The organism is Sporosarcina sp. 179-K 3D1 HS (assembly GCF_047228905.1).
Taxonomy (GTDB): domain Bacteria; phylum Bacillota; class Bacilli; order Bacillales_A; family Planococcaceae; genus Sporosarcina.
In genome coordinates, this window is sequence record NZ_JBFEGI010000014.1 from 78,640 (window position 1) to 104,447 (window position 25,808).

General features: G+C 47.3%; 21 protein-coding genes and 2 riboswitches. Of the genes, 16 read left to right on the forward strand and 5 right to left on the reverse strand.

Annotation, left to right across the window (positions count from 1 at the left end; genetic code table 11):
* Positions 1 to 5: 5 nt before the first annotated feature.
* The gene (locus AB1K83_RS15840) at positions 6 to 1,805 is read right to left on the reverse strand and encodes a PKD domain-containing protein (protein ID WP_413059191.1); all 1,800 of its coding nucleotides are present in this window, start codon (positions 1,803 to 1,805) and stop codon (positions 6 to 8) included.
* 207 nt (positions 1,806 to 2,012) lie between these two features.
* On the opposite strand from AB1K83_RS15840, the gene AB1K83_RS15845 reads away from it, so the two are divergent.
* From AB1K83_RS15845 to AB1K83_RS15880, 8 genes are read left to right on the forward strand one after another with little or no spacing between them, the layout of a single operon-like run.
* Positions 2,013 to 2,429: a hypothetical protein gene (locus AB1K83_RS15845; protein ID WP_413059192.1), complete on the forward strand. Its 417-nt coding sequence runs from the start codon at positions 2,013 to 2,015 to the stop codon at positions 2,427 to 2,429.
* 6 nt (positions 2,430 to 2,435) lie between these two features.
* The gene (locus AB1K83_RS15850; protein WP_413059193.1) at positions 2,436 to 2,894 is read left to right on the forward strand and encodes a hypothetical protein; all 459 of its coding nucleotides are present in this window, start codon (positions 2,436 to 2,438) and stop codon (positions 2,892 to 2,894) included.
* Positions 2,895 to 2,908: 14 nt separating this feature from the next.
* Positions 2,909 to 3,490, forward strand: coding sequence for an SCO family protein (locus tag AB1K83_RS15855; protein WP_413059194.1), 582 nt, complete (start codon positions 2,909 to 2,911; stop codon positions 3,488 to 3,490).
* 19 nt (positions 3,491 to 3,509) lie between these two features.
* Positions 3,510 to 4,268, forward strand: a complete 759-nt coding sequence (locus tag AB1K83_RS15860; RefSeq protein WP_413059195.1) for a hypothetical protein — start codon at positions 3,510 to 3,512, stop codon at positions 4,266 to 4,268.
* Positions 4,269 to 4,559 (forward strand): hypothetical protein, encoded by a 291-nt coding sequence (locus AB1K83_RS15865; protein ID WP_413059196.1) that lies wholly within the window; start codon positions 4,269 to 4,271, stop codon positions 4,557 to 4,559.
* Positions 4,560 to 4,576: 17 nt separating this feature from the next.
* On the forward strand, positions 4,577 to 4,867 hold the full coding sequence (locus tag AB1K83_RS15870) for a hypothetical protein (protein ID WP_413059197.1): 291 nt from the start codon (positions 4,577 to 4,579) through the stop codon (positions 4,865 to 4,867).
* A 17-nt stretch (positions 4,868 to 4,884) separates the two neighbouring features.
* Positions 4,885 to 8,526 (forward strand): multicopper oxidase domain-containing protein, encoded by a 3,642-nt coding sequence (locus tag AB1K83_RS15875; protein ID WP_413059198.1) that lies wholly within the window; start codon positions 4,885 to 4,887, stop codon positions 8,524 to 8,526.
* A gap of 33 nt (positions 8,527 to 8,559) precedes the next feature.
* Positions 8,560 to 9,198, forward strand: coding sequence for a hypothetical protein (locus AB1K83_RS15880; protein ID WP_413059199.1), 639 nt, complete (start codon positions 8,560 to 8,562; stop codon positions 9,196 to 9,198).
* A gap of 60 nt (positions 9,199 to 9,258) precedes the next feature.
* Here AB1K83_RS15880 and AB1K83_RS15885 read toward each other — a convergent pair whose 3' ends face one another.
* From AB1K83_RS15885 to AB1K83_RS15900, 4 genes are all read right to left on the reverse strand, one after another.
* Positions 9,259 to 9,522: a hypothetical protein gene (locus tag AB1K83_RS15885; RefSeq protein WP_413059200.1), complete on the reverse strand. Its 264-nt coding sequence runs from the start codon at positions 9,520 to 9,522 to the stop codon at positions 9,259 to 9,261.
* Between the two features lie 342 nt (positions 9,523 to 9,864).
* Positions 9,865 to 10,962, reverse strand: a complete 1,098-nt coding sequence (serC, locus tag AB1K83_RS15890; RefSeq protein WP_413059201.1) for a 3-phosphoserine/phosphohydroxythreonine transaminase — start codon at positions 10,960 to 10,962, stop codon at positions 9,865 to 9,867.
* A gap of 705 nt (positions 10,963 to 11,667) precedes the next feature.
* The gene (gene metC, locus AB1K83_RS15895; RefSeq protein ID WP_413059202.1) at positions 11,668 to 12,849 is read right to left on the reverse strand and encodes a cystathionine beta-lyase; all 1,182 of its coding nucleotides are present in this window, start codon (positions 12,847 to 12,849) and stop codon (positions 11,668 to 11,670) included.
* The gene (locus tag AB1K83_RS15900) at positions 12,846 to 13,967 is read right to left on the reverse strand and encodes a methionine biosynthesis PLP-dependent protein (RefSeq protein ID WP_413059213.1); all 1,122 of its coding nucleotides are present in this window, start codon (positions 13,965 to 13,967) and stop codon (positions 12,846 to 12,848) included. Before AB1K83_RS15900 ends, metC begins: the two co-directional genes overlap by 4 nt.
* 80 nt (positions 13,968 to 14,047) lie before the next feature.
* Positions 14,048 to 14,151, reverse strand: a riboswitch (SAM riboswitch).
* A 153-nt stretch (positions 14,152 to 14,304) separates the two neighbouring features.
* On the opposite strand from AB1K83_RS15900, the gene AB1K83_RS15905 reads away from it, so the two are divergent.
* The 8 genes from AB1K83_RS15905 (at position 14,305) to AB1K83_RS15940 (ending at position 25,535) form a co-directional block, all read left to right on the forward strand.
* A complete protein-coding gene (locus AB1K83_RS15905; protein ID WP_413059203.1) occupies positions 14,305 to 15,159 on the forward strand; it encodes an aldo/keto reductase in 855 nt (284 codons plus the stop codon).
* Positions 15,160 to 15,361: 202 nt separating this feature from the next.
* Complete coding sequence (locus AB1K83_RS15910) at positions 15,362 to 16,834, forward strand: nicotinate phosphoribosyltransferase (RefSeq protein ID WP_413059204.1); 1,473 nt, start codon at positions 15,362 to 15,364, stop codon at positions 16,832 to 16,834.
* 13 nt (positions 16,835 to 16,847) lie between these two features.
* Complete coding sequence (nadE, locus tag AB1K83_RS15915) at positions 16,848 to 17,675, forward strand: ammonia-dependent NAD(+) synthetase (protein WP_413059205.1); 828 nt, start codon at positions 16,848 to 16,850, stop codon at positions 17,673 to 17,675.
* Between the two features lie 193 nt (positions 17,676 to 17,868).
* A complete protein-coding gene (locus AB1K83_RS15920) occupies positions 17,869 to 18,822 on the forward strand; it encodes an AAA family ATPase (RefSeq protein ID WP_413059206.1) in 954 nt (317 codons plus the stop codon).
* Positions 18,819 to 20,018, forward strand: a complete 1,200-nt coding sequence (locus AB1K83_RS15925; protein ID WP_413059207.1) for a DUF58 domain-containing protein — start codon at positions 18,819 to 18,821, stop codon at positions 20,016 to 20,018. The genes AB1K83_RS15920 and AB1K83_RS15925 overlap by 4 nt, the downstream gene beginning before the upstream one ends.
* Entirely contained in the window at positions 20,015 to 22,222 is a 2,208-nt protein-coding gene (locus tag AB1K83_RS15930; protein WP_413059208.1) for a DUF4129 domain-containing transglutaminase family protein, read from the forward strand. Before AB1K83_RS15925 ends, AB1K83_RS15930 begins: the two co-directional genes overlap by 4 nt.
* Before the next feature lie 33 nt (positions 22,223 to 22,255).
* A riboswitch (purine riboswitch) is annotated at positions 22,256 to 22,356 on the forward strand.
* A gap of 128 nt (positions 22,357 to 22,484) precedes the next feature.
* On the forward strand, positions 22,485 to 24,038 hold the full coding sequence (gene guaA / locus AB1K83_RS15935) for a glutamine-hydrolyzing GMP synthase (RefSeq protein WP_413059209.1): 1,554 nt from the start codon (positions 22,485 to 22,487) through the stop codon (positions 24,036 to 24,038).
* Between the two features lie 162 nt (positions 24,039 to 24,200).
* On the forward strand, positions 24,201 to 25,535 hold the full coding sequence (locus AB1K83_RS15940; RefSeq protein WP_413059210.1) for an NCS2 family permease: 1,335 nt from the start codon (positions 24,201 to 24,203) through the stop codon (positions 25,533 to 25,535).
* The last annotated feature ends 273 nt before the right edge of the window (positions 25,536 to 25,808 follow it).

The window sequence follows — 25,808 nt, forward strand, 5'->3', positions numbered from 1 at the left end:
GGCATTCATCTGCGGATTGTAATCGGTGCAGATAAAAGTGTGTCGCCCGAGCTGGATTGAATGGAGATTGCCCTTGTTTCATCGGGTTGTCTGTCAGATCCCTCGACGCGATATTCCCATTCACCAAGTGTATCGACCGGCACTTGAGCTAAAAGGACACCTGCTGCCTCATTACCGATGAAGATTGAAATGACAGCACCACTGCCCAACACATCCGAGATCCCGCTAATTCTCCATTCTGCATCCCGTGTCCGAAATTCTGCCCGTGTGACTGTTATCGTACCTGTAGGTGCTGGGGCGGACTCGATCACATGAATGCTTACTTGATCGGTAGAAGTACTTTCTTCCCCCGTGACGGTTAATTGAAAGACAAGAGTTTCTGTAGTGTTAGGCGCTGTGAAGGAAGGGGTTAACGTATTTTCGTCTAGTAATGTGACAGGCGTACCTGCCAGTTGCGTCCAATTAAATGAAATTATCGTTCCGGTCGATCCGGAACCGTTCAGTGTCACCGTTGCGCCGAAAAGTACAGTCGCGTCATCACCGGCGTTTGCTCCTATTGGCGCTGGTGGAGATGGAGTACCATTTACGGTTACCGGGATAGTTCGACTTCCACCAGCGGTAGAGCGAATTGTCACAGTGGCGGGGGCGAATGGAAGGTTCATAGAAAGAATTCCGGTCGATGAAATGACGAGCTCACCAAGTCCAAAGTCTTCTGCGGATAGAATGGGCAAACCGATTGCATCACTGGAAACAGCTTCAATCGTAAGGGTCTGCGAGTCAACATCATAGTTGGCAGAAGCTGTAATGAAGTCACTGGGGACTACTTCTTTATGGCTGTCCGGCTCATCACTCAAATTGGTAACAGTAATTGAACTAGGTGGACGGCTTCCGGAAAATTGGACTCTGGCAAAATACTGCCCAATGCTTCCTGGTAATACGGTAGGGTCAATTCCTGTGCCCGTCACTTGTATCGATTGATCAATGTCGTCGGATGTAGCAAAAACATCGATTACACCTAGATCATCAGCAGTTTGGGTGTACGTAGCCCTTGGGACATCGACTCCGGAAATTGTGGAGATTTTACCTATGACACTAAAGTTTCTCGTCTCAATACAGTGATCGGGATCTAACCCCGGCGTGGTGGAACGATCTGGCGAGCCGATTCCGATGCCGGGACCTTCAATACGGAAATAGTTTTGTGCTTGCCCGAACTGGTCAATGAATTGACTTCCGGTAATGGGGTGAAGCACAGCCGGATCACCGATGTATCCTACAGGAGCGGCTGGCGCTACAGCCGGATCCCATTGTAAAAAAGGTTGGACACGGCTATTTAACACAAAGTCAAAGTCTCCTCCGTTCATTCCTCCCATGTCTTCCGTGAAATTGATCTCTCCGACAGTGGGGTTACGAGGATCCGGTTCCACAATAAATGTTTCAATGCCGTATGGATGAGTGACGGTGTATTGTGCATTTGCTTGTAAACCGGAGACGCGCACGCGAACTCTTCCAAACACTATTTGTTCATTGATTCTAGGCACATCATTCACAAATGCAGCCTCTAGCGCCAACACGAGCCTCGCCCTTTCACCCGTACCTGTTGTCATTTCCGCTTCTGCTTGTAGATAAAAAGCTTCTTCCGGATAGTTGTCGGGAAACGAAACAGGTTGTGTAGGGTCGGGTAAATCAGCAGATGTAATGCCGGAGAATGGATCCGTCGGGTCGACATTCAATTGAAGGCGTAAGCCATTTTCATCCTTATACCAAATTGGAAATCCATCGAACGGATTGATGGGGCCAACTCTCATAACATCCCTCCTCATAAAATGATGATGACTAGGGGTAAACAATACGGTAATACCCCTGAATATAATATATGAACAAGTCTTGCGCGGAGGGAGGACAATTGAATCGGTTTGTCCTCTTTTATCTGAATCCAGCGGGTGGGTTAGTGAATTCCTTAGGACTAGTTTCATTTGGAAACTATCTGCCATAGCGTAGGTAGAGGTGAATCCTTGGATATACCCATCTGGCTTTTCATCTATCTGGATAGTTGTTTGGTTTTCGGCTTTTATCTTTATGTGCGGAACATCAAAAAGCGGATCGGTTTTCAATTGGGGATGAACATGAGCATGGTCATGGGCGGAATGATGGCAATGTTGTCAGGTGTTTTGCTCATTCTTCAATTTCCTTTCCATTTTACGTATATTACGATGCTTTCTTCTCTGATCGGAATGGGTACAGGGGCCATATTCGGCCTTCTGTTTGATTACCAGACATTTGTGACGGGTTTGACCAATGGGGCTATCGTGGGATTAATGGCACCGATGATCGGTACCGTTATCGAGATGCCAGGCATATTCGTTTGGAGTCTCCACATTTTATTCGCGATCAGTTTGGTTGTGATATTGAGTTCCATTAAAAGGTCGTGAGGGGATTTGCTGCTCATCTTGGTTTTACTTATGTGGAATGTCGGTGAGATGGTTTATATTTACGGCGTATTTCGTAAGAAACATTTCCTTTTCGAAGATCGATACACGAAGGCAATGTGCATGGCGATGTCCACGATCTCTTCATTCATCCTCGCTCTTTATTTGAATTTACTCCTCCCGGTTCATCTCGTTACGTATTTTTTGCCTCTCTTTGCGGGAGTTTGGGTCGGCTGGCAGTTCGGTTCGTTCATGAAAGCTCCTGCTTCTTTGAACGGCATGTATAACGGCATTCTTGGGGGGATCATGGGCATGATGTTCGGGGCGGTACTTCAAAATCCGGCGCTTTGCAACATCCCGATAGAAACGGAAGCGCTCATCAACTCCAATTTGGTGAGACTCATCATTTTTTGTGCCGCGCTTCATACACTTGTTCACCATTTCATACGTTATTCGCTAACAAAATGAAGGAAGGGATGAAGTTGCTGAGAATCGTAGGGAGTATCGTTGTTCTTACTCTAGGAGTGGTCGCATTCTACTTGTTTTGGCCCCGATCGCTTGAGCTCCCGCAAATGGGAACTGTGACAGAATGGCCATTCACTGAGGTGAATGGCAAAGAGGTGTCGCATCAAGACAAGCCGAAGCTGGTGACCTTTTTCTTTACTAGTTGCCCGGATGTTTGTCCGATGACCTTTTTTGAATTACAAGAACTCCAGGTGGTGATGCAAGAAAAAGGAATTGCTGACGATGAGTACATCATCCTAGCTGTCACGCTGGATCCTGAATATGATACGGGAGATAGAATACGTCAATACGTGGACAACATGGGGATATCAAGCCCAAATTGGTTGTTTTTGAGAGGTACGGAAGAGGAGACAAAGCAATTTGCACAATACTTTCACTTCACCTATGCCAAAAGTGCAGACGGGTTTGTCACCCATTCCACTTCCATGTATATCGTTGATCCGCAGGACCGTATTCGATCGCATCATGACATGGCGGTTGGTACGAGACGAGTGAATATCGAGGAAATCGCCGATCATTTGGAGCAGTTCATTAAATGAAGGAAGGGGGCCCAGCGGCATGTCTGAAGAGTTCAGCGAGTTGGCAGCAGACCGTCAACCGGAAGTGAAAACACCTAGTTTTCCACCGTATTCATCGCCGACGAGCGCGGTTTCAGCAGAGGAAACCCGAATTCTCACAGAATATATCCAGCAGAAAAATCTATTTCACGTAATCAGTCGGGACGAATCCCGACGAAAAACTCTTCTATTAAAACAATTTTTTAAAATGAAACGGCATCAGCAAGTTGTCATTATTTCAGCTGGCAAGCTGCAAGCACAAATCACGACCGAGGGGAAGGTCGCCACAGTCGGACGTAATTTTGTCATGTTGACGGACTTGAAAAAGCGGATTTGGATTCCGTACGAAGCCATCGACTCCGCCACCATCCCCTTTGGTTTCCCTACCTATTCAACCCCGCATCAACACCATATCTATGACAATCAACTTCAGCAAAAGCTAGTGTTGCGTTTTGGGGCGACCGTAGCTGCAAAGGATTCCTTGATCCGGCAATTTTTCGAGGAAACTCTCCATACCAATCTTTCGACTTGGAAGGGTATCTGGGTGGAAGTCGACACGGCGGAATCCTCGTTCTTCGGTAAATTAAAAGGCGCTTCCAAAACGGAATGCGTTCTAAAGCGCTTCCGTAAGGAACACCGCATCCCAATAGGCGAAATACGATATATGACAACCATCGGGTTATTTTCTCAGTGGAAACGGTTTGGGAAACAAGTCACAACTGCATTTAGTCGAACAATAAAACGATGGAGGGCATGGTGAATGGAACAAAAAGATGAAAACCTGCATGGGAAGTTAGAAAAGTTAAAGGGGGAAGAGCTGCTCGTCATCACGAAAGCGACACAATTGAATTTACTGGGTCAAGTATTCCGGCCTGTTTTTGCTGGGACGGTTTCGGAGGTGCATCGGGGTCATCTGACTTTATCACCCGTTATCATCAAAATGGTGAATGCACCGTTTTATCGATGTCCTTTTCCATTAAGTATTCCTTTGGAACAGATTGTTTCGTTTTCGACTGAAGTGCCGAGTGATACGACATTCCCACTAACATAAGCGAGGAGGGGCCGCAATTGGCGCGGAAACAGGGATCCAAATCATCCAATGATATAAAAGAAGAAGCGATCGTCCATTATTTTCGAAAGAATATCGGGCGCAGAGTTTTTATATTAACCGAAGCCTTTCCTTTTATGTTCATTGGGAAAATCAAGTCAATTGTTGAAGACATGGTGGTTTTGGATGTGGAGACGACTTCCGTTCCTGCATTGGAGAAAAAGGAATGGATGCTGCATATTCATTCCATTGAAGTCTTTTATATTGAAACAGGGATTGGTGCCAAAATCCCTCATCTGAAAGACAGCTAGAAAAGAGGGAGTTGTAAATGCTCAGACATTATCATGTAGTAGCTATTCCGATTCGGATGGTTTTGAACGCGTTCGGCGACCATAATCCAAACGGAATGATGTATGTTTTGAAAGAAAATGAAGAGAAAGTGAAGCAGTTGGTTAAGGAAAATCCGTTCATGCCGGTAGATCTCGTACAGCCCCTCATTATTCGGGCGAATGAAGGGGACACAGTGGAAATCTTGCTGGAGAATAAACTGCCGTTTCACGTAGGGCTTCATTTCCAGCAAGCGGAGTACGATGTCCGAACCGCGGACGGCGCCAACGTCGGGCTGAATGAAGACAGTACAGTTCCACCTAGCGAGTCCTATCTGTACCGGGTCCACGTTGTTAAGGAAGGCATTTATTTCTTCTCGGATCTGGGCCACCCTTCCAGCAGCGAGAACGGCTCGAATGGAAATGGATTATTCGGAGCACTATTTGTTCAACGCCGGTTCTCGTGGTGGACAGATCCGGAGACAGGGAAGCCGATGAACAGCGGGGTGTATGCCGATATCCACCATCCAATTCTGCCATCTTTCCGTGAGTATGCGTGGGTGTTCCATGATGAAATGGAAGTGGATGATTTGACGGGAAATCGGCCGATCAATCATTTGACGAACCAAGAGGAAAGTTCGTTCCACGGCGCCAATTATCGTTTCGAGCCAATTAATCGACGGCAGCAGTTGATTGCCGAAGGGGTCGTCTGTCCCAATTGTGAAGGGGAAGAAGTCCACCACGATTCATGGGTCTATGGAGATCCTTCGACTCCTATTTTACGTGGCTATGTCGGGGATCCTGCGAAAGTCCGGGTAGTTCACGGGGGGGTAAAGGAAACGCATGTTTTTCATTACCACGTCCACCAATGGTTAAGTGATCCGAATGATCTGGAATCTGAAATTATTGATGCCCAATCGATCAGTCCTCAATCCCATTATACCGTGGAGCCGGTTTACGGATTAGGTAGCTTACAAGGTTCTTTCGGTGATTCGATTATTCATTGTCACTTGTACCCGCATTTTGCAGCAGGCATGTGGGGGCTGAATCGTGTTTTTAATACCCTGCAAGATGGAAGTCAACGTTATCCGAATGGCGTTCCGATCAAGCCGTTGCACCCATTGCCCGACCGGGAAGCACCGCCCGAGCCGACAGCCGAAAGACCAGGGTTTCCGAATTTCATTCCCGGAAAGGTGGGCTATAAAGCGCCCCGTCCGCCGCTTGGCATCGTAGGGGGACGCGGGTTGACGGAGTTGGAACGGCATGCGGCCATCGACAATCCGAGGCCGGGAGCGGTCTTTACGGACCCTTGTCCTGAAGGTGCTCCGGTTCGGGAATTTAATATCTCGTTGATCGAGCTGCCCATTACGTACAATAAGCAAGGATGGCATGATCCTAAGGGAAGAATATATGTGTTGGATGAAGATTTGGAGGATATTTGTGCGGGAAGAAAAGAACCGGAGCCGCTCGTCATTCACACACCTGCCCATACGACTTTTCAAATCAATTATACGAATCGCCTGCCGCATATTTTGGACGGGGACGCCTTTCAACTTGTCACCCGAACATATGAAACCGGTTTTCATATCCATTTCGTCAAATTCGATGTGTTAGTGAACGATGGGGCAAATGTAGGCTGGAACTATGACTCCTCCGTATTGCCGGGCGAAACCATCCAGTATTCCTATTATGCGGAGGTCGAATTAAAAGCGTGGTTTTTCCATGATCACCTATTTCCGAACGCTCATGAACAGCATGGTGTATTCGGCTCTGGCGTAGTTCATCCACGCTTCACGGAATTCCTCGACTCACGAACAGGGGAGTCCGTGGTGCATGGAACACAAATTACCGCCAAGAATCCATTGATCCCGGACTATCGGGATTTTGCATTATTTGTACAGGATTTCACTTTGTTGTTTGATAAAAACGGAAAGCCGCTGCAGCCACCAAAATATCCAAGTTCCGATGACGATCCGGGTTTATTCGGAGTGAATTATAAGAACGAACCGTTGCAATTCCGGTTAGGGAAAGATTGCGATCCGGCTTATACGTTCAGCTCCTATCAAAATGGGGATCCCATCACGCCAATTTTGAGGGCGTATGAAGGGGATTCGATCCGCATCCGGCTCTTGCAAGGCTCGCAAGAGGAATCCCATAGCTTCAATGTGCATGGACTGAGGTGGCATAAAGAGCGGGGCAGTCTGAACTCCTCTTTAAAAGAACAGCAGCATATCGGAATCTCGGAATCCTTTACGATGGAAACGTATATCGAAAGGGCGGGCGACTATTTATGGGCGTTTGAAACGGAGGAAGATTTATGGAACGGGCTATGGGGGTTGATCAGGGCGTATGATGAGAAAGTGCCAGATTTGATTTCCTTAACGGACCGACCAGAGCCGTTAAAGCGGTCCAAACCGCTACCGGAGTATACGGGTGAAAAACCACCGCAAGCGGAAGATCCAACTGTCCTTCCCGTGGAGGGGCCGGTCCGCTATTTTGACGTCGTCTCTTTCCAAACTCCGATAATTTATAACGATTTCGGCGATCATGACCCGCACAGCATCATATTCGCCTTGCGAGAAGACCAGGAGGCCATTTTAAATGGAACCAAACAGCCGGAACCATTGATTATCCGGGCCAATGTAGGGGATACCGTAGAAGTGACGTTGACGAGCGAGCTGGAAATGGATAAGTTTCCGTTTCACAATGGGATCTACCCGTATCCCATTGTGAAAGAACAAGCATTTTATCCACCTTCTTTACGCATATCCTTGCATCCTCAATTAATCCAATACGACGTCAAAACGTCAGCAGGGGAAACGGTCGGATTCAATGGCGACCAAACGGTGGGACCGGGGGAGAAACGGACGTATCGTTGGGTGGTGGATTCCCAAGTAGGCGTGTGCGGGCTATGGGATATGGCGGATATCCGCAACCATAAATCACAGGGGGCATTTGGCGCATTCATCGCGGAGCCGAGAGGAACGAAGTATGTCGATCCGTATACATTGAAACCTGTGAAATCGGGAGCGAACGTCGTGTTGCGGAATCCACTCTTACCTGATATTCGTGAGTTTGTCATCATCATGCACGATGGACTAAGGTTGTACGATAGGCAAGGGCATGTCATCTTCGATCCGGTTGATGGAATTTTAGTACCACCACCGGAAATTGATGAAGATTTACTGGACACGTACGATCAAGGTTCCCGGGGAATTAATTATCGGAGCGAACGGCTTATCAATCGGTATCGGAAACATCCGAGGCTGCATGAGTTGTTTAGTTCAAAAGTCTTTGGAGATCCAGTAACTCCTGTTTTTGAGTCTTATGCGGGAGATCCTGTGACCATCCGCTTAGTGACACCGACTGAAAGAAGAAGAGCGCATACTTTCCATCTGCATGGACATCGTTGGCGGTTTGATACGATAGACATTAAATCCCGAACAGAATCCTTTGTCGGATTTCATGTTGCAGGAGCAGTGAAGAACTTGGAATTGCTTGGAGGCGCAGGGGCTTATGGGAATTTCCCGGGAGACTATATGTACCGATCTGGGAATATTCGCTGGGATATCGAACAAGGCATGTGGGGCATTATGCGAGTTCACGATAAGTTAATTGCGAAACTGCCACCGTTGGAGCAATAGGGAGAGTTTTCACCTGGAAAGGAGGTATGCAAAATGAAGAATGAAGATAATGGGAAGAAATGTCCGGACTCCCTCTCGAACCCTCAACTCCCCTCTCCAACGGATAACCTGCCTCCTGAACTACTCGAGGCAATCCAGGATGCCAATGACTTATTGCTGGATTTGGCTCTGTCGGATGGTCGATCGGCTAATGAAACCTATCAAAAAGTGTTTGATGGATTAATGGGTCTATCAGTTGAAGTTATGACTCGATCCGGGAAGCCAGTTCGGGGAAAGGTCACACTCGCGGGTTTCGATTTTGTGGTACTTCAAGTGGAGGAGGGGGCTTTCATTGTGCCATACTCGCAAATTGAAAAAATTCTGCCTGCCGGTCGATTTGCCGAAACTTTTCCCGATCCCCGACTGAAGGATGCCTCCAAGGATTGTCAGAAGGCGCTGACTTTTCGTTTCGGGGAGCTGGTAGCGTCCACGCCGGAATTGATCCATTTGTTTTTTAGAATGCGACTGGAAGTCTTCTTACTGACGCTGGAAGCACGGACACTTCAAGTCTTGACGGAAGATTCAACATTCCACGGGATTTTGAAGCAGGTAAACAGGGGGACGATCTGTCTATCCGTGGGAGAGAAAGAAGTGGAAATTCCATTGAGTCGGGTGTGTCTTATGTATATGTAACAATAAATGAAAGAAGTCAGCTTGTTTTACATGTTAGCTGACTTCTTTCTTATTGGACCGTTAATGACCAGGATAGTGCGGCTTCTCACCGGAAACCTCCATGTGCGAAATTTTATCGATTGAAAAAATCCAAGTCCGTCCGATTGGATGTTCCCTCTTTTCGGTTTCCACTTCATTTACTTCGTGATCCAAATCAAGGGTTGTCTCATTTTCCCGGGAACTGGCGTCATCCATGAGAACTTCGACAAAATTTGACCCGACCGAAACGATCGTCCCTTTTACTTCGGTGCCATCCTCCAGCTTGAACTGCGCTTCACTCCACAACAAACGTTGGAGCCTGAAATGAAACCCGTTTTGCAATCCAGCCAATCGGATACTGAAGTGGCGGCATCCACTGCACCGACAACAGCCACAATGGTGGTGAGAGTGCCCGCCACAATCGGAGTGGCATGATGAACGCCTGCTCATGCAATCATGATCCTCATGTCGTCTATGCGAACAGCAACAATGATGTGATCCCATTTTATAACCTCCCTTCGGCTTCATCCTTACTATATGTTGAAATTTGGTGGATTCTTGGTTGGTCAACCTATAGGTGAGGAGCCGATGGAAAATGAAAAAAGACCTCTAGTCATAGGGTTATGACTAGAGGTCTGGTAAAGCGGATTAACTATTTTTTTGTTGAAAATCAAGCATGAAGTCACGGAGCGCTTGGCACGCTTCGATTGGTACTGCATTGTATGTGGAAGCACGGCATCCGCCGATTGAACGGTGACCGTTTAAGCCGACAAATCCAGCTTCTTTCGCTTCTGCCAAGAATTTTTTCTCTAGCTCTTCATTCGCCAATGTGAACGTGATGTTCATAAGGGAACGGCTGTCCGGAGTGGCATGTCCGTTGTAAAAGCCATTGCTGTCATCGATTGCATCGTAAATCAGTTTTGCTTTTTCTTCATTGTGCTTAGCGACGGCTTCCAGCCCGCCCTTTTCTTCAATCCAGTTCAACACTTCACCGAGCATATAAATGCCGAATGTCGGAGGCGTGTTATAAAGTGAATTGTTCTTGGAGTGTGTGCTGTATTTCAACATAGTTGGAAGTTCGCTTTTCGCCTTTTCCAGAAGGTCTTTATGGATAATGACGACTGTTACGCCAGATGGTCCTAGATTTTTTTGCGCGCCCGCATAAATCATACCGAATTTGCTGACGTCAACAGGTCTTGACATAATATCGCTCGACATATCGGCGATTAACGGAACATCGCCCGTGTCCGGGAATTCGCTCCATTGTGTTCCGTAAATCGTGTTGTTGGAAGTGACGTGGACATAGGCGTCCGTGGAGTTGAATTGCAGTTCATCCAACGCTGGGATATTGCGATATTTATTGTCTTTCGTGCTCGCGATTTCGTACGGCTTGCCAAGCAATTCCGCTTCCTGGTAGGCTTTTTCGGACCAAGAACCAGTCATGACGTAGCCCGCTTGTTGGCCTTCTGGCAAAAAGTTCATCGGAATCATGGAAAATTGAAGACTCGCTCCGCCTTGCAGAAAGAGGACTTCGTAATTATCCGGAATAGCGAATAGAGCTTTCAAGCGATTGATGGCGGCATTATGTACTTCTTCAAACGCTGGACTGCGGTGGCTCAATTCCATAACGGACATACCTGTGCCGCGGAAATTGACAAGCTCCTGTTGCGCTTTTTCTAGTACCGCCAACGGCAGCGCAGATGGACCCGCATTAAAATTGTAAGCACGTTGATTAGTTTGACTCAAATTAAACACTCCTTCTGGTGGTAACTGGGATGATGTATATAAGGAATTATACACCTTTGTAATAAGAAATGGTTGAAAATATCTAATCACATTTTATAAATTTTGATCAGGACATTGCGCGGAGTGCTCATGAATCGCGCGCGGCGCTGATAACTCGCGCGTGGCGCTCATAACTCGTGCGAATCGCTGATAACTCGCGCGCGGCGCTCATAACTCGTGTGAAGCGCTGATAACTCGCGCGTGGCGCCCATAAGTCGTGCGAATCGCTGATAACTCGCGCACGGCGCTCATAACTCGTGTGAAGCGCTTATAACTTCCGCGTGGCGCTCATAACTCGTGTGAAGCGCTGATAACTCGCGCGGGGCGCCCATAATTCGTGTGGAGCGCTGATAACTTCCGCGTGGGCGCTCATAACTCGTGTGGAGGGCTGATATCTCCTGCGTGGCGCCCATAAGTCGTGCGAATCGCTGATAACTCCCGCGCGGAGCTCATAACTCGCGCGTGACGCTCATAACTCACATGAAGCGCTGATAACTCGCGCGGCCCGCTCATAACTCGTGTGGAGCGCTGATATCTCGCGCGGCCCGCCCATAATCCCAGCTGCGCGCTCATAATCAATTGGACACACTCCGAACAAATAAGAAAACAACCATGGGGAGGCCCATGGCTGTAATTACAATCGTCATGACAAACCCTTATTGGTATTCAGATGGACACTTCTTGCTTCACTTTGGCAGCAGCCTGGAGCGCTTGGTCAAAATCTGCAATCAAATCATCGACATGCTCCAAACCTACGGAAAAACGCAGCAGGCCGTCGGTGATTCCCCGTTTTTCCCGCTCCTCTTTTGGCATCGCTGCGTGGGACATCTGTGCCGGATAGGATAGGATCGATTCCACCCCGCCGAGACTGACAGCAAATACCGGAATTTGGACTTGGTCAACAAAGGCTTTGGCCGTTTCTCGGTTCGGCAATCGAAACGACAGGACCGCACCCGCGTCAGAAGATTGGGAGGCATGGATGGCATGGCCCGGATGGCCGGTCAATCCTGGATAAAAAACGTGTTCGACAAGCGGGTGTTCATTCAAATAGGCGGCGATTTTCTTCGCGGAAGCGGACGACTGTGCCAACCGTGCGCCAAGTGTTTTGATGCCTTGGATTAGGGAGAACGAGTCTTGTGCTCCCAAGATCGCACCAAATGAGTTTTGGATGAAGGCGAGCTGGTTGCCGAGTTCTTCATCTTTCGTCACGGCTAGTCCGGCTATGATATCACTATGGCCGGACAGGAATTTCGTTGCGCTATGCAGTACGATATCGACACCAAGTTCGATTGGCCGTTGGTAGAGCGGTGTCATGAACGTATTGTCCAAGAAGGTTAGGCAGCCATTCGCTTTCGCGATCTCCACGATTCCGGCGATATCCGTAATGCCGAGGCGTGGGTTCGATGGCGTCTCCATATAAATCACTTTCGTATTCGGTTGAATCGCTTGTGCGGTCGCTTCCAAATCCGCCAGGTCGACAAAGGTGTGCTCAATGCCAAACTTCGTCAATACTTGAGTAATGAAACGGAACGTTCCGCCATACACATCCTCTGTCACGACGATATGGTCCCCGGATTTCAACAACATGAAAGCGGAAGAAATGGCTGCCATCCCTGATGCGAATGCGAGCCCTCTTGCACCGCCCTCCAACTCGGCGATTGTCTTTTCGAGCGCATCCCTCGTCGGATTGCCCGAGCGGCTATAATCATACGGGCCGAATGAATCAAAATTCTCCTGATGGAATGTGGACGACAAATAAATCGGAACATTTACCGCCCCAGTTTTCTGTTCAAAGTCACCGCTCGTTGAAGCATGGATGAATTTCGTTTCCAATCGTTGATTGCTCATGGTTGGGGTACCTCGCTTTCCAATTTCGCGAATACTTGCTTCAAGTCGTCAATCAAATCTTCCGCTTCTTCCACACCGACCGAAAAACGCAGTAGCCGGTCGCAGACGCCGCGCCGTATCCGCTCTTCTTCCGGGATGTCCGCGTGGGTTTGCGTTGTGGGATACGTGATGAAGCTTTCCACGCCACCCAGACTCTCCGCAAATGTGATGAGCTGAATGTTTTCTAAGAATGGGCCAACCCATGCGCTCTCTTGTAAGCGGAACGATAGCATTCCACCTTGCCCCGCGTAGAGGACTTCGCTCACTTTCGGTTCGCTCTCCAAATATTTCACAATCGCCTTCGCATTTGCGTCATGCTGTTTCATTCGCAAATGGAGGGTTTTCAGGCCGCGTATGACGAGCCATGAATCGGAAGGGGAGAGTACCGCCCCGATTGCGTTATGATTTTTCCCTAATTGCTCGCACAACTCTTCGCCTTTCGCCACAACCAGGCCGGCTAGAACATCATTATGCCCTCCAATATATTTCGTGGCGCTATGTAGGACGATATCTGCTCCATATTCGATAGGACGCTGGAAATAGGGCGTCAAGAAAGTATTATCTACAATTAATAGAAGACCGTGTTGCTTCGCGAGTTGTGCATACGTCTCAAGATCGATTTCCTGCATAAGTGGGTTTGTCGGTGTTTCGATAAACAATGCACGAGTGTTTTCGGTAATACATTTTTCCACTTCTTCAATCTTGGAAAAGTCAGTATATGTTGTATGAATTGAATACACATCAGAATAGTAGTCTAAAAGGCGATAGGTCCCCCCGTAAATGTCTTCGGGACAGATGATTTCATCGCCCGAGCGGAAGAGAGAAAGGACCAATTGGATAGCGGCCATCCCGGAACTACAGGCGAATCCCGCATCCCCGCTTTCCAGTTTGGCAATACCTTCTTCCAGTATCGTTCGGGTAGGGTTTTTCGTCCGCGTGTAATCGTATCCGGTCGTTTTTCCGATGCCATCATGCTTATAGGCGGTGGATAAATAAATCGGCGGGTTGATCGCCCCTGTTTTCACGTCGCTATGGTTCCCCAGTTGCACTAACGTTGTTGCCAAGCTTCTCTTCGTCATCATATTCATCCTTTTCTTAATGGAATAAAAAAGAGCGCCCTTTTCGAAGAAGAGGACCCTCAGAATTTATGAAGTCAATCTCCTTATCTTCAAGGCAGTTCGCCTATTGGAATTAGCACCATACCTCAATAGGCTGGTTGCCGAGACATCGTAGGGCCAATCCCTCCGTCTCTCTGGATAAGAATACAGATATGAAGTTGTTTGATAAGATTGATTTATCCAACTCTATCACGAGGATGTTTTTATTGCAAGGGTATTTTCGCTGGAAGCATCCCTCTGTGGTGTACCGGTACCTTATGATAATATGGTCGTATTACATAGTGTAGGAGGGGTAGGAATGGTGGCGAAACATTTGCAGGATTGCGCTACCTTGGCTAACGGTGTGAAAATGCCGTGGATGGGCTTGGGGGTTTATCAATCCAAGGAAGGGCAAGAAGTGGTCGATGCGGTGAAATGGGCATTGGAAGCAGGGTACCGTAGCATTGATACGGCCGCAATTTACCGTAATGAAGAAGGTGTCGGACGAGGAATCAAAGAATCGGGTGTTCCCCGTGAAGAAATCTTCGTTACAACCAAAGTATGGAATTCGGATCAGGGCTATGAGGCTACATTAGAAGCATTCGATGACAGCTTGAAACGATTGGATCTTGAGTACGTGGATCTGTATTTGATTCATTGGCCGGAACCTGGAAAGTACAAAGACACTTGGAAGGCGCTCGAGAAATTATACAAAGACGGACGTGCTCGGGCTATCGGCGTCTGCAACTTCAATATACACCATCTGGAGGACCTGATGGCCGAGGCTGAAATTAATCCGATGGTCAACCAGGTCGAATATCATCCATGCTTGACACAAGTCGAACTCCTGGCATTCTGCAAAGAAAACGGCATTCAGTTGGAGGCCTGGTCTCCTCTCATGCGGGGACAATTACTGGAGAATCCGGTGTTGGTTGAAATTGCTGAAAAATACGGCAAAACAACAGCGCAAGTCATGCTGCGCTGGGACTTGCAGAACGGCGTCGTGACGATTCCGAAATCAGTGACGCAAAGCCGGATCATCGACAATACAAAAGTCTTTGATTTCGAACTGACTGCAGAAGAGATGGAAAATATCGGGTCGCTGAATGAAAACAAAAGGGTCGGCCCGGATCCGGATAATTTCGATTTTACAGGGGTCATCATGAAACGATAAGAAAATGAAAAGTGTCGGGCGGCTGCCCGGCACTTTTTGTATGGAGCGCTCAGAATCCCGCGCAAACTCTCATAACTCCTGTGGCGCGCCCAGGAACAATGGATATTGGCTCCCCTATAGGTTAGAACCGGCCAGATTCCGGGTACATGTAGTATACTGGTGTATACTAATACACATTTGGAAGTGGAAGAAGGAGATTGCGATGAGTTCGAACTATACAAACGATAGCTGGACATTACATACAGATCTTTATCAGATCAATATGGCGGAATCCTATTGGGCAGACGGAATCCATAATCGGAAAGCCGTGTTTGAACTGTTTTTCAGGAAATTGCCATTCGGGAATGGCTATGCTCTTTTTGCAGGCTTGGAACGTGTTCTTGATTATATGCGGGAACTTCGTTTCACCGAGAGTGACCTTGCCTATCTTCGAAATGAGGTTGGATATCAGGAAGATTTCTTGGCGTATTTGAAAGAACTCCGTTTTACGGGTGATATCTATTCAATGGTAGAGGGCGAGCTCGTTTTTGCAAATGAACCGATCATGCGGGTGGAAGCTCCGTTAATCCAGGCGCAGCTGATTGAAACGGCTATACTGAATATCGTCAACTACCAGACGTTGATTGCGACGAAAGCGAGCCGTATCAAGCAAGTGGTGAAAGATGAAGTGGTCATGGAATTCGGGACGCGCCGGGCGCATGAGATGGACGCGGCGATTTGGGGCGCACGTGCTACATATATTGGCGGCATCGAAGCGACGAGTAATGTCCTGGCGGGGAAGCGGTTTGACATTCCGGTGGCAGGGACGCATGCCCATTCCATGGTCCAAGCATATAAAAGCGAGTATGAAGCATTTCATTCCTACGCCAAGCGCCATAAAGATTGTGTGTTCTTAGTGGATACCTACAATACGCTGAAAATCGGTGTGCCGACTGCCATCCAAGTGGCGAAGGAACTCGGGGATCAAATCAACTTCCAAGGCATCCGGCTAGATAGCGGCGATATTGCGTTCCTCTCAAAAGAGGCCCGCAAAATGCTGGATGAAGCAGGATTCCCGGATGCCAAAATTATCGTATCCAATGACTTGGACGAGTACACCATTCTGAACTTGAAAGCGCAGGGAGCCCGTGTTGATGTTTGGGGAATCGGTACAAAATTGATCACGGCCTACGACCAGCCTGCACTAGGGGCTGTCTATAAAATTGTCTCCATTGAAAACGAAGCGGGTGAAATGGAGGACACGATCAAAATTTCATCGACAACCGAAAAAGTGACAACCCCTGGACGGAAGAAACTCTACCGGATCATCGACCGGGAAAACGGTATGGCAGAAGGGGATTACATCACGATGTATGATGAAGACCCGGCTTCCGAAAAACGCATCAAAATGTTCCACCCTGTCCATACGTTCATTTCAAAATTTGTGACGAATTTCGAGGCAAAGAATCTGCATGTCAAAGTCGTGGACCAAGGGAACATCATCTATGAAAATCCGCCGCTTTCTGAAATGCGGGAATATGCCCACGGAAACCTAGGGCTGCTTTGGGATGAGTACAAACGATCATTAAATCCGGAAGAATACCCGGTAGACTTGAGCCAAAAATGTTGGGACAATAAAATGCGCAACATTCAAGAGGTCCAGGAGATGGTGGAGCACTATATTGAAAATAAATGAGGTGGAAAGAACATTGACAACGTTGCAGGAGAAAATCATTGCCGAATTGAAAATGAAGCCCGTGATTGACCCGGAAGAGGAAATCCGCAAATCGATCGATTTCATGAAAGCGTATATGCGAAAAAATCCATTCCTGCATGGATATGTTCTCGGAATCTCGGGAGGGCAGGATTCCACGCTCGTCGGGAAGCTGGCTCAAATGGCAGTCGATGAATTGAATCGTGAGGATGGGAATGATAATTACAAATTCATCGCAGTCCGTCTTCCGTACGGCACTCAATTTGACGAAGACGATTGTCAGGATGCGTTGGACTTTATCGATCCTTCAATAATATACACAGTCAATATCAAAGAAGCGGTTGATGCGAGCGAACGTGCCTTAAAAGAGGCAGGGGTTACGTTGTCCGATTATGCAAAAGGCAATGAAAAGGCGCGCGAACGGATGAAAGTCCAATATGCGATTGCGGCCATGCATAATGCCGTCGTGCTGGGCAGCGATCACGCAGCCGAGGCGATCACCGGTTTCTATACGAAGTTCGGAGACGGCGGGGCGGACCTCATGCCGATTTTCCGTTTGAACAAGCGGCAAGGGAAACAAATGCTACGGGAATTGAATTGCCCGGAGCATTTGTATAACAAAGTGCCGACCGCGGATTTGGAAGATGAAAAGCCGGCCATCCCGGACGAAGTCGCTTTGGGCGTCACCTATGACAATATCGACGATTATCTGGAAGGGAAGCAGATTCCGGATGGGCCACGCCAAGCGATCGAAAACCATTATCTTCGTTCCCAACATAAACGGCATATGCCGATTAATATCTTTGATGACTTCTGGAAATGACTGGACAGGGCATCCCATATCGGGAAGCCCTGTCCTTTTTGCAGCTATCTTCATTCATTGTAGAAGATACGTTCTTCCTGTATGATGGATGTAAGTATTTAGCTTCATTTAAATAGTGTTTTACCGCAAGCTTTTCACCGAAGTAGAATGGGGCAGGGGCCAACAGATCGCTTAAGCAATGGGGGAAACGTGAATGACAAGTGGAGAGATGATAGAAAAGGTATTACATAATATAGAAAAGGTTATGATCGGCAAGCGCGAAATCGCTGAACTTGGTTTGACTGCACTCCTGGCGGGTGGACACGTCCTGTTGGAAGATGTGCCGGGCGTGGGGAAGACGATGTTGGTGAAAGCGATCGCAAAATCGATTGGTGCGGATTTTAAGAGGATCCAGTTTACACCGGACTTGCTGCCGTCCGATGTCCTTGGTGTTTCGATCTACAATCCGAGAGAAATGCAGTTCGAATTCCGACCCGGTCCGATTCTTGGCAACATCATTTTGGCTGATGAAATCAACCGTACCTCGCCCAAAACGCAATCCGCTCTTCTCGAAAGCATGGAAGAATCCTCTTTGACTGTAGATGGGGAAACGATCCAAATTCCACAACCTTTCTTCGTCATGGCCACGCAGAATCCGATTGAGTATGAGGGGACCTATCCGCTACCCGAAGCACAACTGGACCGCTTTTTATTCAAAATAAAAATGGGGTACCCATCCAGAGTGGAAGAGGTGGAAGTCCTCCGGCGTGCGGTGGAGGAAGTGGCTGTCGAGAATTTGGATGCCGTCATTACCCTAGACGAATTGCGCAGACTGCAACAAGCGGCGAAGGCTGTGACAGTCGATGATACCGTCAAGTCTTATATCGTCGATTGTGCGTCGGCGACACGAGAGGATTCTGATGTTTTCCTGGGAGTGAGTCCACGGGGATCGCTTGCTCTCATGAAAGGTTGCCAAGCGTACGCGCTAGGGAGAGGAAGAACATATGTCACGCCGGATGATGTTCAGTATTTGGCGCCCTATGTATTTGGCCATCGAATCATTCTAAAGCCGGAAGCGCGGTTCCAAGGGGTATCCACGATGGCTATTATCAATCGGATTTTGAGCGAGGTTCGAGTACCAGTCGATCGATCAAGGTTTGCAAGATGAAGACCCGTCAAAGGATCGCCCTAGTTGGACGGTTACTCTTCGTTTTATTCCTCCTTGCAGTTGCTTTCGTATTTGCTATGTTCCAAGGCGGTATGGTTAGCTGGACTATCTTTTATATTCTATTGCCATTTGTTAGTTATTCCATCCTACTCTTTTTTTATCCGATTTCAGCCATAAAGGCGGAGCGAAAGATTGTAACTTCCCGCGTGCACCGTGGGGGTAGTTTGACTGTGGTCGTCCGGCTGAAACGAAAACATCGTTTTCCGTTGCTATATATGATCGCCACCGAAATCGGAGAAGGTTTAGGTGTCCATGCCTGGGCGGGCAGCCAGATGAAACAGATTTTTTTGGTTGGAATATCGAAAGAGGTCGAGTGGACATATACGATTGACCGAATGCCAAGAGGAGAGCATAGGCTGCAAGGAATTGAAATCGAACTGTCGGATTTCTTCGGCTGGATCAAAAAAACGGCAATGCTCGACTTGCCGGAAACAATTCTTGTCTATCCGAAGGTTACAGAGTTTCCATATCAACCGCATGACAATTCTTCGGAAACAGGTTCTACAGACGCTGTAAGAAATATCCCGAGAGATTTGGCGATGGTAACGGGAGTCCGCGAGTACCAGGCAGGGGATCGCATGGCATGGATTCACTGGAAGTCATTTGCTAAGACACAAAACTTGATGACGAAAGAGTTCGACGAAGGTAAGGGGCAGCAGCTTTTCCTTGTATTGGACGGCAGGCAATCCGATACATTTGAAGATCAGGTCGAGCTTGCGGCATCCCTGTTACAGGAAATGTCAAGAAAGCAAACAGCCTTGACATTCGTCATTCTCGGGGAAACTCCTCACGTGTTCCATTCGATTCATTCCGAGGAACAATTCCATCAAGCATTCGTCCAATTGGCCAAAATTAAACCATCTGATGCAGTACATCCGCTCGTAGACATGACGCTGGTTCCGCATAGTGAAAGTGCTGTCTTCATCACAGGTAATCCGGATGAGGTTTTATTTCAATCGGTGCTTCCTAAATTTCAACAGTCGCGCTCAATCGTTTGCTTTGCTATCGTGAGTTGGGAATCAGGGGCGTATGGCAATGAGAGCGGCACCTTCCAATTAGCCAGATCGAAAGGGATCAAAGTGTATCCGTTATACCGAAAACCGTTTTCTGAGATATTCAATGAGGTGGCCCGATGAGAAATGAAAGACAGATTGACAAATGGATGCTGATCTTGCTCTATATACTTGCTTTTGTCCTGCTTTGGGAATGGCTACTTCCGGTGATGGAGTTGACACAATCCGGGAGTTTACCCCTTTTTCTACTATTTGTCGCCTTGTTTTTCTTATTGGCCTTTTTTGAAATTAAATGGTGGTTGTCAATTCCTTTAAAAATGTTCTATATTTTGTGGGCTGTTCATTATATTTTCTTTCATGAACTCTTTTTCTCAAAGCGAGCGCTTGCCCTTTTATTGGAAGATGGTATGGCGAATTTGGCAATCCTTCTTAATGGGCAATGGGAAGGGATCTCGAGCCCGTTCCGAACGGTCTTGTTCTTTGCTCTCTTATGGATGACAGCGTATTTAATACGCTATTGGATAGAGGTAAAGAAGAGCATTTTGCTGTTCTATATCATGACAGTCGTCTTTATTTCATTCATCGATACATTTAGTCCGTATTCAGCTGAGCATTCGATATTCCGAATCATGGTATCGGGATGTTTATTGCTCGGTCTGTTGACCATTTCAAGGATTGCCCAAAAGCATCGGAAGCCCCTGCAGTTTCGCACGTATCTATTGATCTCGCTTCCATTGTTGTTGGTCGTTGCTGTGAGTGGCGCATTGGCGCATTATTTGCCCAAGGGTGAGCCGGTGTGGCCAGATCCCGTCCCGTATGTCCGTTCTGTCGTGCAAGGCGTTGAGGAGTCAGGCAATCTGGCTGGAGTTATGAAGAGTGGTTACGATCAGGATGATTCCCGCCTGGGCGGTTCATTCGTCCAAGATGACACGTTAATTTTCGAAGCGAAAGTAGCGAAGCGACAATATTGGAAGATTGAAACTAAAAATACGTACACTTCTAAAGGTTGGGAACAAGTCTCTCCATCCAATGAACAGACAGTCTATGGTGTAGGGGAGGAGTTGAGCTCCGGTAGCTCCACAGACGAACCTCTGCAACAGGCGGGACTTACTTTTTCCGAACCGTTTCCATTTCTTTTATATCCGTACGGTTTACAGAAAGTGAATGCAGACAGAGGTATACAGCTGATCAAGTCAAATGCCACAGGAAAATATGCAACGGTGATCGGTCGGGCAAATAATGGCTCGTTCTCTGCGGTCCAACTCCCGTCCTACGAACTGGAATTTGATGAGCCCCAATTTAGTTTGAAAACCCTTCGCGCAACTTCCATGGATGGATTCTCTCATGCGACGGAAAATCTGAACCCTTATTTACAATTGCCCGATCAGTTGCCATCCAGGGTGGGCGAACTAGCGTTGGAGGTAACGGGGGAATCGGAAAGTGTTTATGAAAAGGCAAAGGCAATCGAGAGATATTTTGCAAGAAACGGCTTCGTCTATGCCCAGCAGGATATCGCCATTCCAAAAACTGGCCAAGATTATGTGGATCAATTTTTATTCGAAACAAAGCGAGGTTATTGTGATAATTTCTCTACCTCCATGGTTGTCATGTTGCGCTCAATTGGCATTCCCGCCCGTTGGGTGAAAGGATTTGCCCCTGGTGAGGAAGCAAGGAACACTGATGGAGAGAAAGTGTATCGCATTACGAACAATGAAGCGCACTCCTGGGTGGAAGCCTATATGCCGGGGGTCGGTTGGATGCCATTCGAACCGACAATCGGCTTTACGAGCACAGCGGATATCGACTACGATCTTGAATTGGACGTCGGAAATGCAGATACTCCCGAAAAGAAGGAACAGCAACGTCCCCAGGAAGACAAAAATGAAAAGAAGCCTACATTGAAAAAAGAGGGGGGCTTTGGGGGATTCATTGCAGCACTGGATGAATGGTTTCAAGGAAATACGGTGAAGACCGTGTTTATCGGCTTCGCAATCCTGCTAGTTGGTGCGATGATTTATGTGCAGCGTGCCAGATGGTTGCCTGTCTTGTTGACGCGTTGGCAAAAGTCCGAAGCGGGCAATTGGGATGGGTTCCTCAAGCAGTACGGAAGCTTGTTGAAACAGCTGGATCGGGTTGGCCTGAAGAGGCACCCTGGAATGACATTGTCCGACTATGCAACGGAAGTAGATCTCCATTTCGGTGGAACTTCCATGATGACCTTGACCAATGCGTTTGAAAAAGGCTTTTATGGTGGGGATACCAAGGAGCACGATTGGTTGCATTTGCAGGAAATATGGGAAGATTTAATCAAAAAGACAGTGGGTTGATTTTTGAATTTATTAGAAGTAAGATGAAAAAAGAATAAAAACCCGATATGCCCTCATATATGTTCGATAATTGGTTCGAATGTTTCTACCAAGTCACCGGAAATGACTTGACTATGAAGGCGGAATTAGCTCAGTCAGGGGCTCTTTTCGCCTTTTTGTAGATAATGAGACGCGTGGAAAGAAAGACTTTCTAACGTGTCTTTTTTTGATAATCGGGTACTCTATGGGTAATATCGGAAATAAAAAGGAAGAGGTCGGTCGAATGTCAACAGCTCCTTTATTAGTAGAACAGGAAAAAATCGTAATACTTGATTTGGGAAGTTCCTATAACCAATTGATCACCCGGACGATTCGGGAATTCGGTGTATACAGTGAACTTCATGCACATACGGTGACGGCGGAGGACATCGAGAAAATGAACGCCGTTGGAATCATTTTATCCGGTGGACCTACGTCGGTGGAAGATGCAGAAGCCTTAACAATCGATCCGGAGATTTTCTCGGCGGGCATTCCTGTTCTTGGAATTAACTACGGAATGCACTTGATCGCGAAGCATTTTGGTGGAGAATCCGTTCCGAACGACAAAGCGGAAGATCGGAAAGAATCTATGACAGTCGATGCGAACTCCAAGCTATTCAGCGGACAAGCTGTACAGCAAGAAGTTTGGCTAAACAACCAAGATAGATTGAGAGCTGTGCCGGCAGAATTCACGGCGACTGCAAGCGGTGTTGACGAAGAGATCTTAGCGATTGGTAACGATACGAACAAGGTGTACGGTGTGCAATATCATCCGGAAGTCAGCCAGTCCGAACATGGAAAAGAGCTTCTGCGCCATTTTGTTTTTGCAATTTGCGAAGCGAAAGGCGACTGGACGATGGAGAGCTTCATCGAAATCGAAGTGGAGAAAATCCGTGCGACGGTCGGCGATAAAAAAGTGCTTTGCGCCCTAAGCGGCGGTGTGGACTCCTCGGTAGTCGCAGCTTTGATCCACCGGGCGATCGGAGATCAATTGACTTGCATGTTCGTGGATCATGGTCTTCTTCGTAAAGGTGAAGCGGAAAGTGTTGTCGATACATTCAGCAACCAATTCCATATGAACTTTATCAAAATTGATGCCAGTGAGCGTTTCCTCAACAAGTTGAAAGGCATCTCCGACCCGGAAACAAAACGGAAAACGATCGGAAATGAATTTATCTACGTCTTTGATGACGAAGCGGCTAAGCTGGACGGTATCGACTTCCTTGCACAAGGGACCATCTATGCGGATATTATCGAAAGCGGGACGGCAACGACGCAAACGATCAAATCGCATCATAATGTCGGCGGTTTGCCCGAAGACATGGAGTTTGAGTTGATCGAACCATTGACAGCCCTCTTCAAGGATGAAGTCCGGAAATTGGGTGCGGCGCTTGGTCTTCCAGATGAGATTGTTCACCGCCAACCATTCCCTGGGCCAGGTCTCGGCATTCGAGTACTTGGCGAAATCACCAAAGAAAAATTGGAAATCGTCCGCGAATCCGACTGGATCCTTCGAGATGAAATCAAAAAAGCGGGACTGGACCGTTCCATTTGGCAATACTTCACCGTCTTGCCTGACATAAGAAGTGTTGGGGTCCGAGATGAAAAAAGAACATATGATTATGCGATCGGCATCCGTGCAGTTCATTCCGTGGACGGCATGACATCTGATTGGGCGAAAATTTCGTGGGATGTATTGGAGAAAATCAGTTCCCGGATTACACGCGAAGTCCCGCATATCAACCGGGTTCTATATGATATTACATCGAAGCCACCTGCAACAATCGAGTGGGAATAAGAAAAGTCAGTCGTTCATTTTCCAATAGGAGGTTTACCTTCTATTTAAAATGGTAATGGGAGAAGCATACGACAAGTGTGTCGTATGCTTCTTTTCATGTTCATACAGGAACACGGCAAATCGTTGAGCAATCAACTAATACAATTCAAAGGAAGATTAATAGTGAAAAAGTATTTTGAATTTGACAAGCTGGGCACGACGTATCGTCGCGAAATTATTGGTGGACTGACAACGTTCTTAGCAATGGCTTACATACTGGTGGTCAACCCGCTGATGTTATCATTGGATGTCATCCCAGACCTGCCGGATTCCATGCGTATGGACAAGGGTGCAGTTTTCGTCGCAACCGCTTTGGCTGCGGCGGTCGGAAGCTTGTTTATGGGGATCATCGCGAAATATCCGATCGGACTGGCGCCGGGCATGGGTTTGAATGCGTTTTTTGCTTTTACTGTAGTTTTGCAATACGGCATTCCTTGGCAAACTGCATTAACAGGCGTTTTATTCTCTGGGATTATCTTTATTATTCTGTCACTTTCCGGTTTACGTGAATTAATCATCAATGCAATTCCTGCCCAATTGAAATTTGCCGTTGGAGCGGGGATCGGTTTGTTCATTACATTCCTTGGATTCCAAAATGCAGGCATCATCGTAGCCGAGCCAAACACACTTGTGACGTTAGGAGACTTGTCAAACGGTCCAACGCTGCTAGCGATTTTCGGACTAGTGATTACCGTCATCATGATGGTGCGGAAAATTAAGGGAGCCATTTTTTACGGAATGATTGCCACTACAATCGTAGGGATGCTTGTGAATCTTATCGATGTCCCTGAAAAGATTGTGGACAAAGTGCCAAGCGTGGCACCTACTTTCGGGGCGGCCTTCCAAACGATCTTTAATGACCCGGGCTCACTGTTGACCGCGCAATTTTTGGTTATCGTCATTACGTTTTTATTTGTCGACTTTTTTGATACGGCAGGTACTCTCGTAGCTGTCGCCAACCAAGCTGGTCTAATGAAAGACGATAAGTTGCCCCGAGCCGGAAAAGCTCTTTTGGCAGATTCCCTTGCAACGGTGACGGGAGCGACTTTCGGAACATCGACAACAACATCGTATATTGAATCTTCTGCGGGTGTTGCCGCTGGCGCAAAAACAGGTTTTGCTTCCATTGTAACAGGTGGGTTATTCCTTCTAGCTCTCTTTTTCTCGCCTGTTCTCATGGTCATCACCTCACATGTGACGGCACCGGCCTTGATCATCGTAGGTGTGCTGATGGTTTCGACACTAGGGAATATAGAATGGAAAAGTTTCGAAATTGCGGTTCCGGCATTTTTGACTATTATTACTATGCCGTTGACATACAGTATCGCAACTGGAATCGCAATTGGCTTCATCTTTTATCCGCTGACAATGCTCTTAAGTGGCAGAAAGAAAGAAGTCCATCCGATCATGTATGGATTGTTTGTCATCTTCATTTTATACTTCATCTTCATCAAGTAATTAAAGAGAAGGGGCTGTCCTGTATAGGCAGTCCTTTTCTTATTGGGGACAATGCGCTCATAAAAATGGATTGGCGCTTATATTTTTGAAGAACCGCTCATAAACTTTAGGTTGGTGCTCATAATTCGTCACGAGCGCCTATAACTGCGGAAAACCGCTCATATTTCAAAACAACCGCTTATAACCGATTTGTCTAAGTCAAGTCCTTAATCTTGTGTAAATTCCCTTGCAATGTTTTCAAGCTCTTCCTTATGACGCAAATATACTTGGCCA

What these genes read in the sequence shown, in the direction of transcription:
- AB1K83_RS15840 (WP_413059191.1), bottom strand. Translation starts at nt 1,805, where the DNA reads ATGAGAGTTGGCCCCATCAATCCGTTCGATGGATTTCCAATTTGGTAT.
- AB1K83_RS15905 (WP_413059203.1), top strand. Translation starts at nt 14,305, where the DNA reads ATGGTGGCGAAACATTTGCAGGATTGCGCTACCTTGGCTAACGGTGTG.
- AB1K83_RS15930 (WP_413059208.1), top strand. Translation starts at nt 20,015, where the DNA reads ATGAGAAATGAAAGACAGATTGACAAATGGATGCTGATCTTGCTCTAT.
- AB1K83_RS15880 (WP_413059199.1), top strand. Translation starts at nt 8,560, where the DNA reads ATGAAGAATGAAGATAATGGGAAGAAATGTCCGGACTCCCTCTCGAAC.
- AB1K83_RS15925 (WP_413059207.1), top strand. Translation starts at nt 18,819, where the DNA reads ATGAAGACCCGTCAAAGGATCGCCCTAGTTGGACGGTTACTCTTCGTT.
- AB1K83_RS15860 (WP_413059195.1), top strand. Translation starts at nt 3,510, where the DNA reads ATGTCTGAAGAGTTCAGCGAGTTGGCAGCAGACCGTCAACCGGAAGTG.
- AB1K83_RS15920 (WP_413059206.1), top strand. Translation starts at nt 17,869, where the DNA reads ATGACAAGTGGAGAGATGATAGAAAAGGTATTACATAATATAGAAAAG.
- metC (WP_413059202.1), bottom strand. Translation starts at nt 12,849, where the DNA reads ATGAGCAATCAACGATTGGAAACGAAATTCATCCATGCTTCAACGAGC.
- AB1K83_RS15865 (WP_413059196.1), top strand. Translation starts at nt 4,269, where the DNA reads ATGGAACAAAAAGATGAAAACCTGCATGGGAAGTTAGAAAAGTTAAAG.
- guaA (WP_413059209.1), top strand. Translation starts at nt 22,485, where the DNA reads ATGTCAACAGCTCCTTTATTAGTAGAACAGGAAAAAATCGTAATACTT.
- AB1K83_RS15900 (WP_413059213.1), bottom strand. Translation starts at nt 13,967, where the DNA reads ATGACGAAGAGAAGCTTGGCAACAACGTTAGTGCAACTGGGGAACCAT.
- AB1K83_RS15910 (WP_413059204.1), top strand. Translation starts at nt 15,362, where the DNA reads ATGAGTTCGAACTATACAAACGATAGCTGGACATTACATACAGATCTT.
- AB1K83_RS15875 (WP_413059198.1), top strand. Translation starts at nt 4,885, where the DNA reads ATGCTCAGACATTATCATGTAGTAGCTATTCCGATTCGGATGGTTTTG.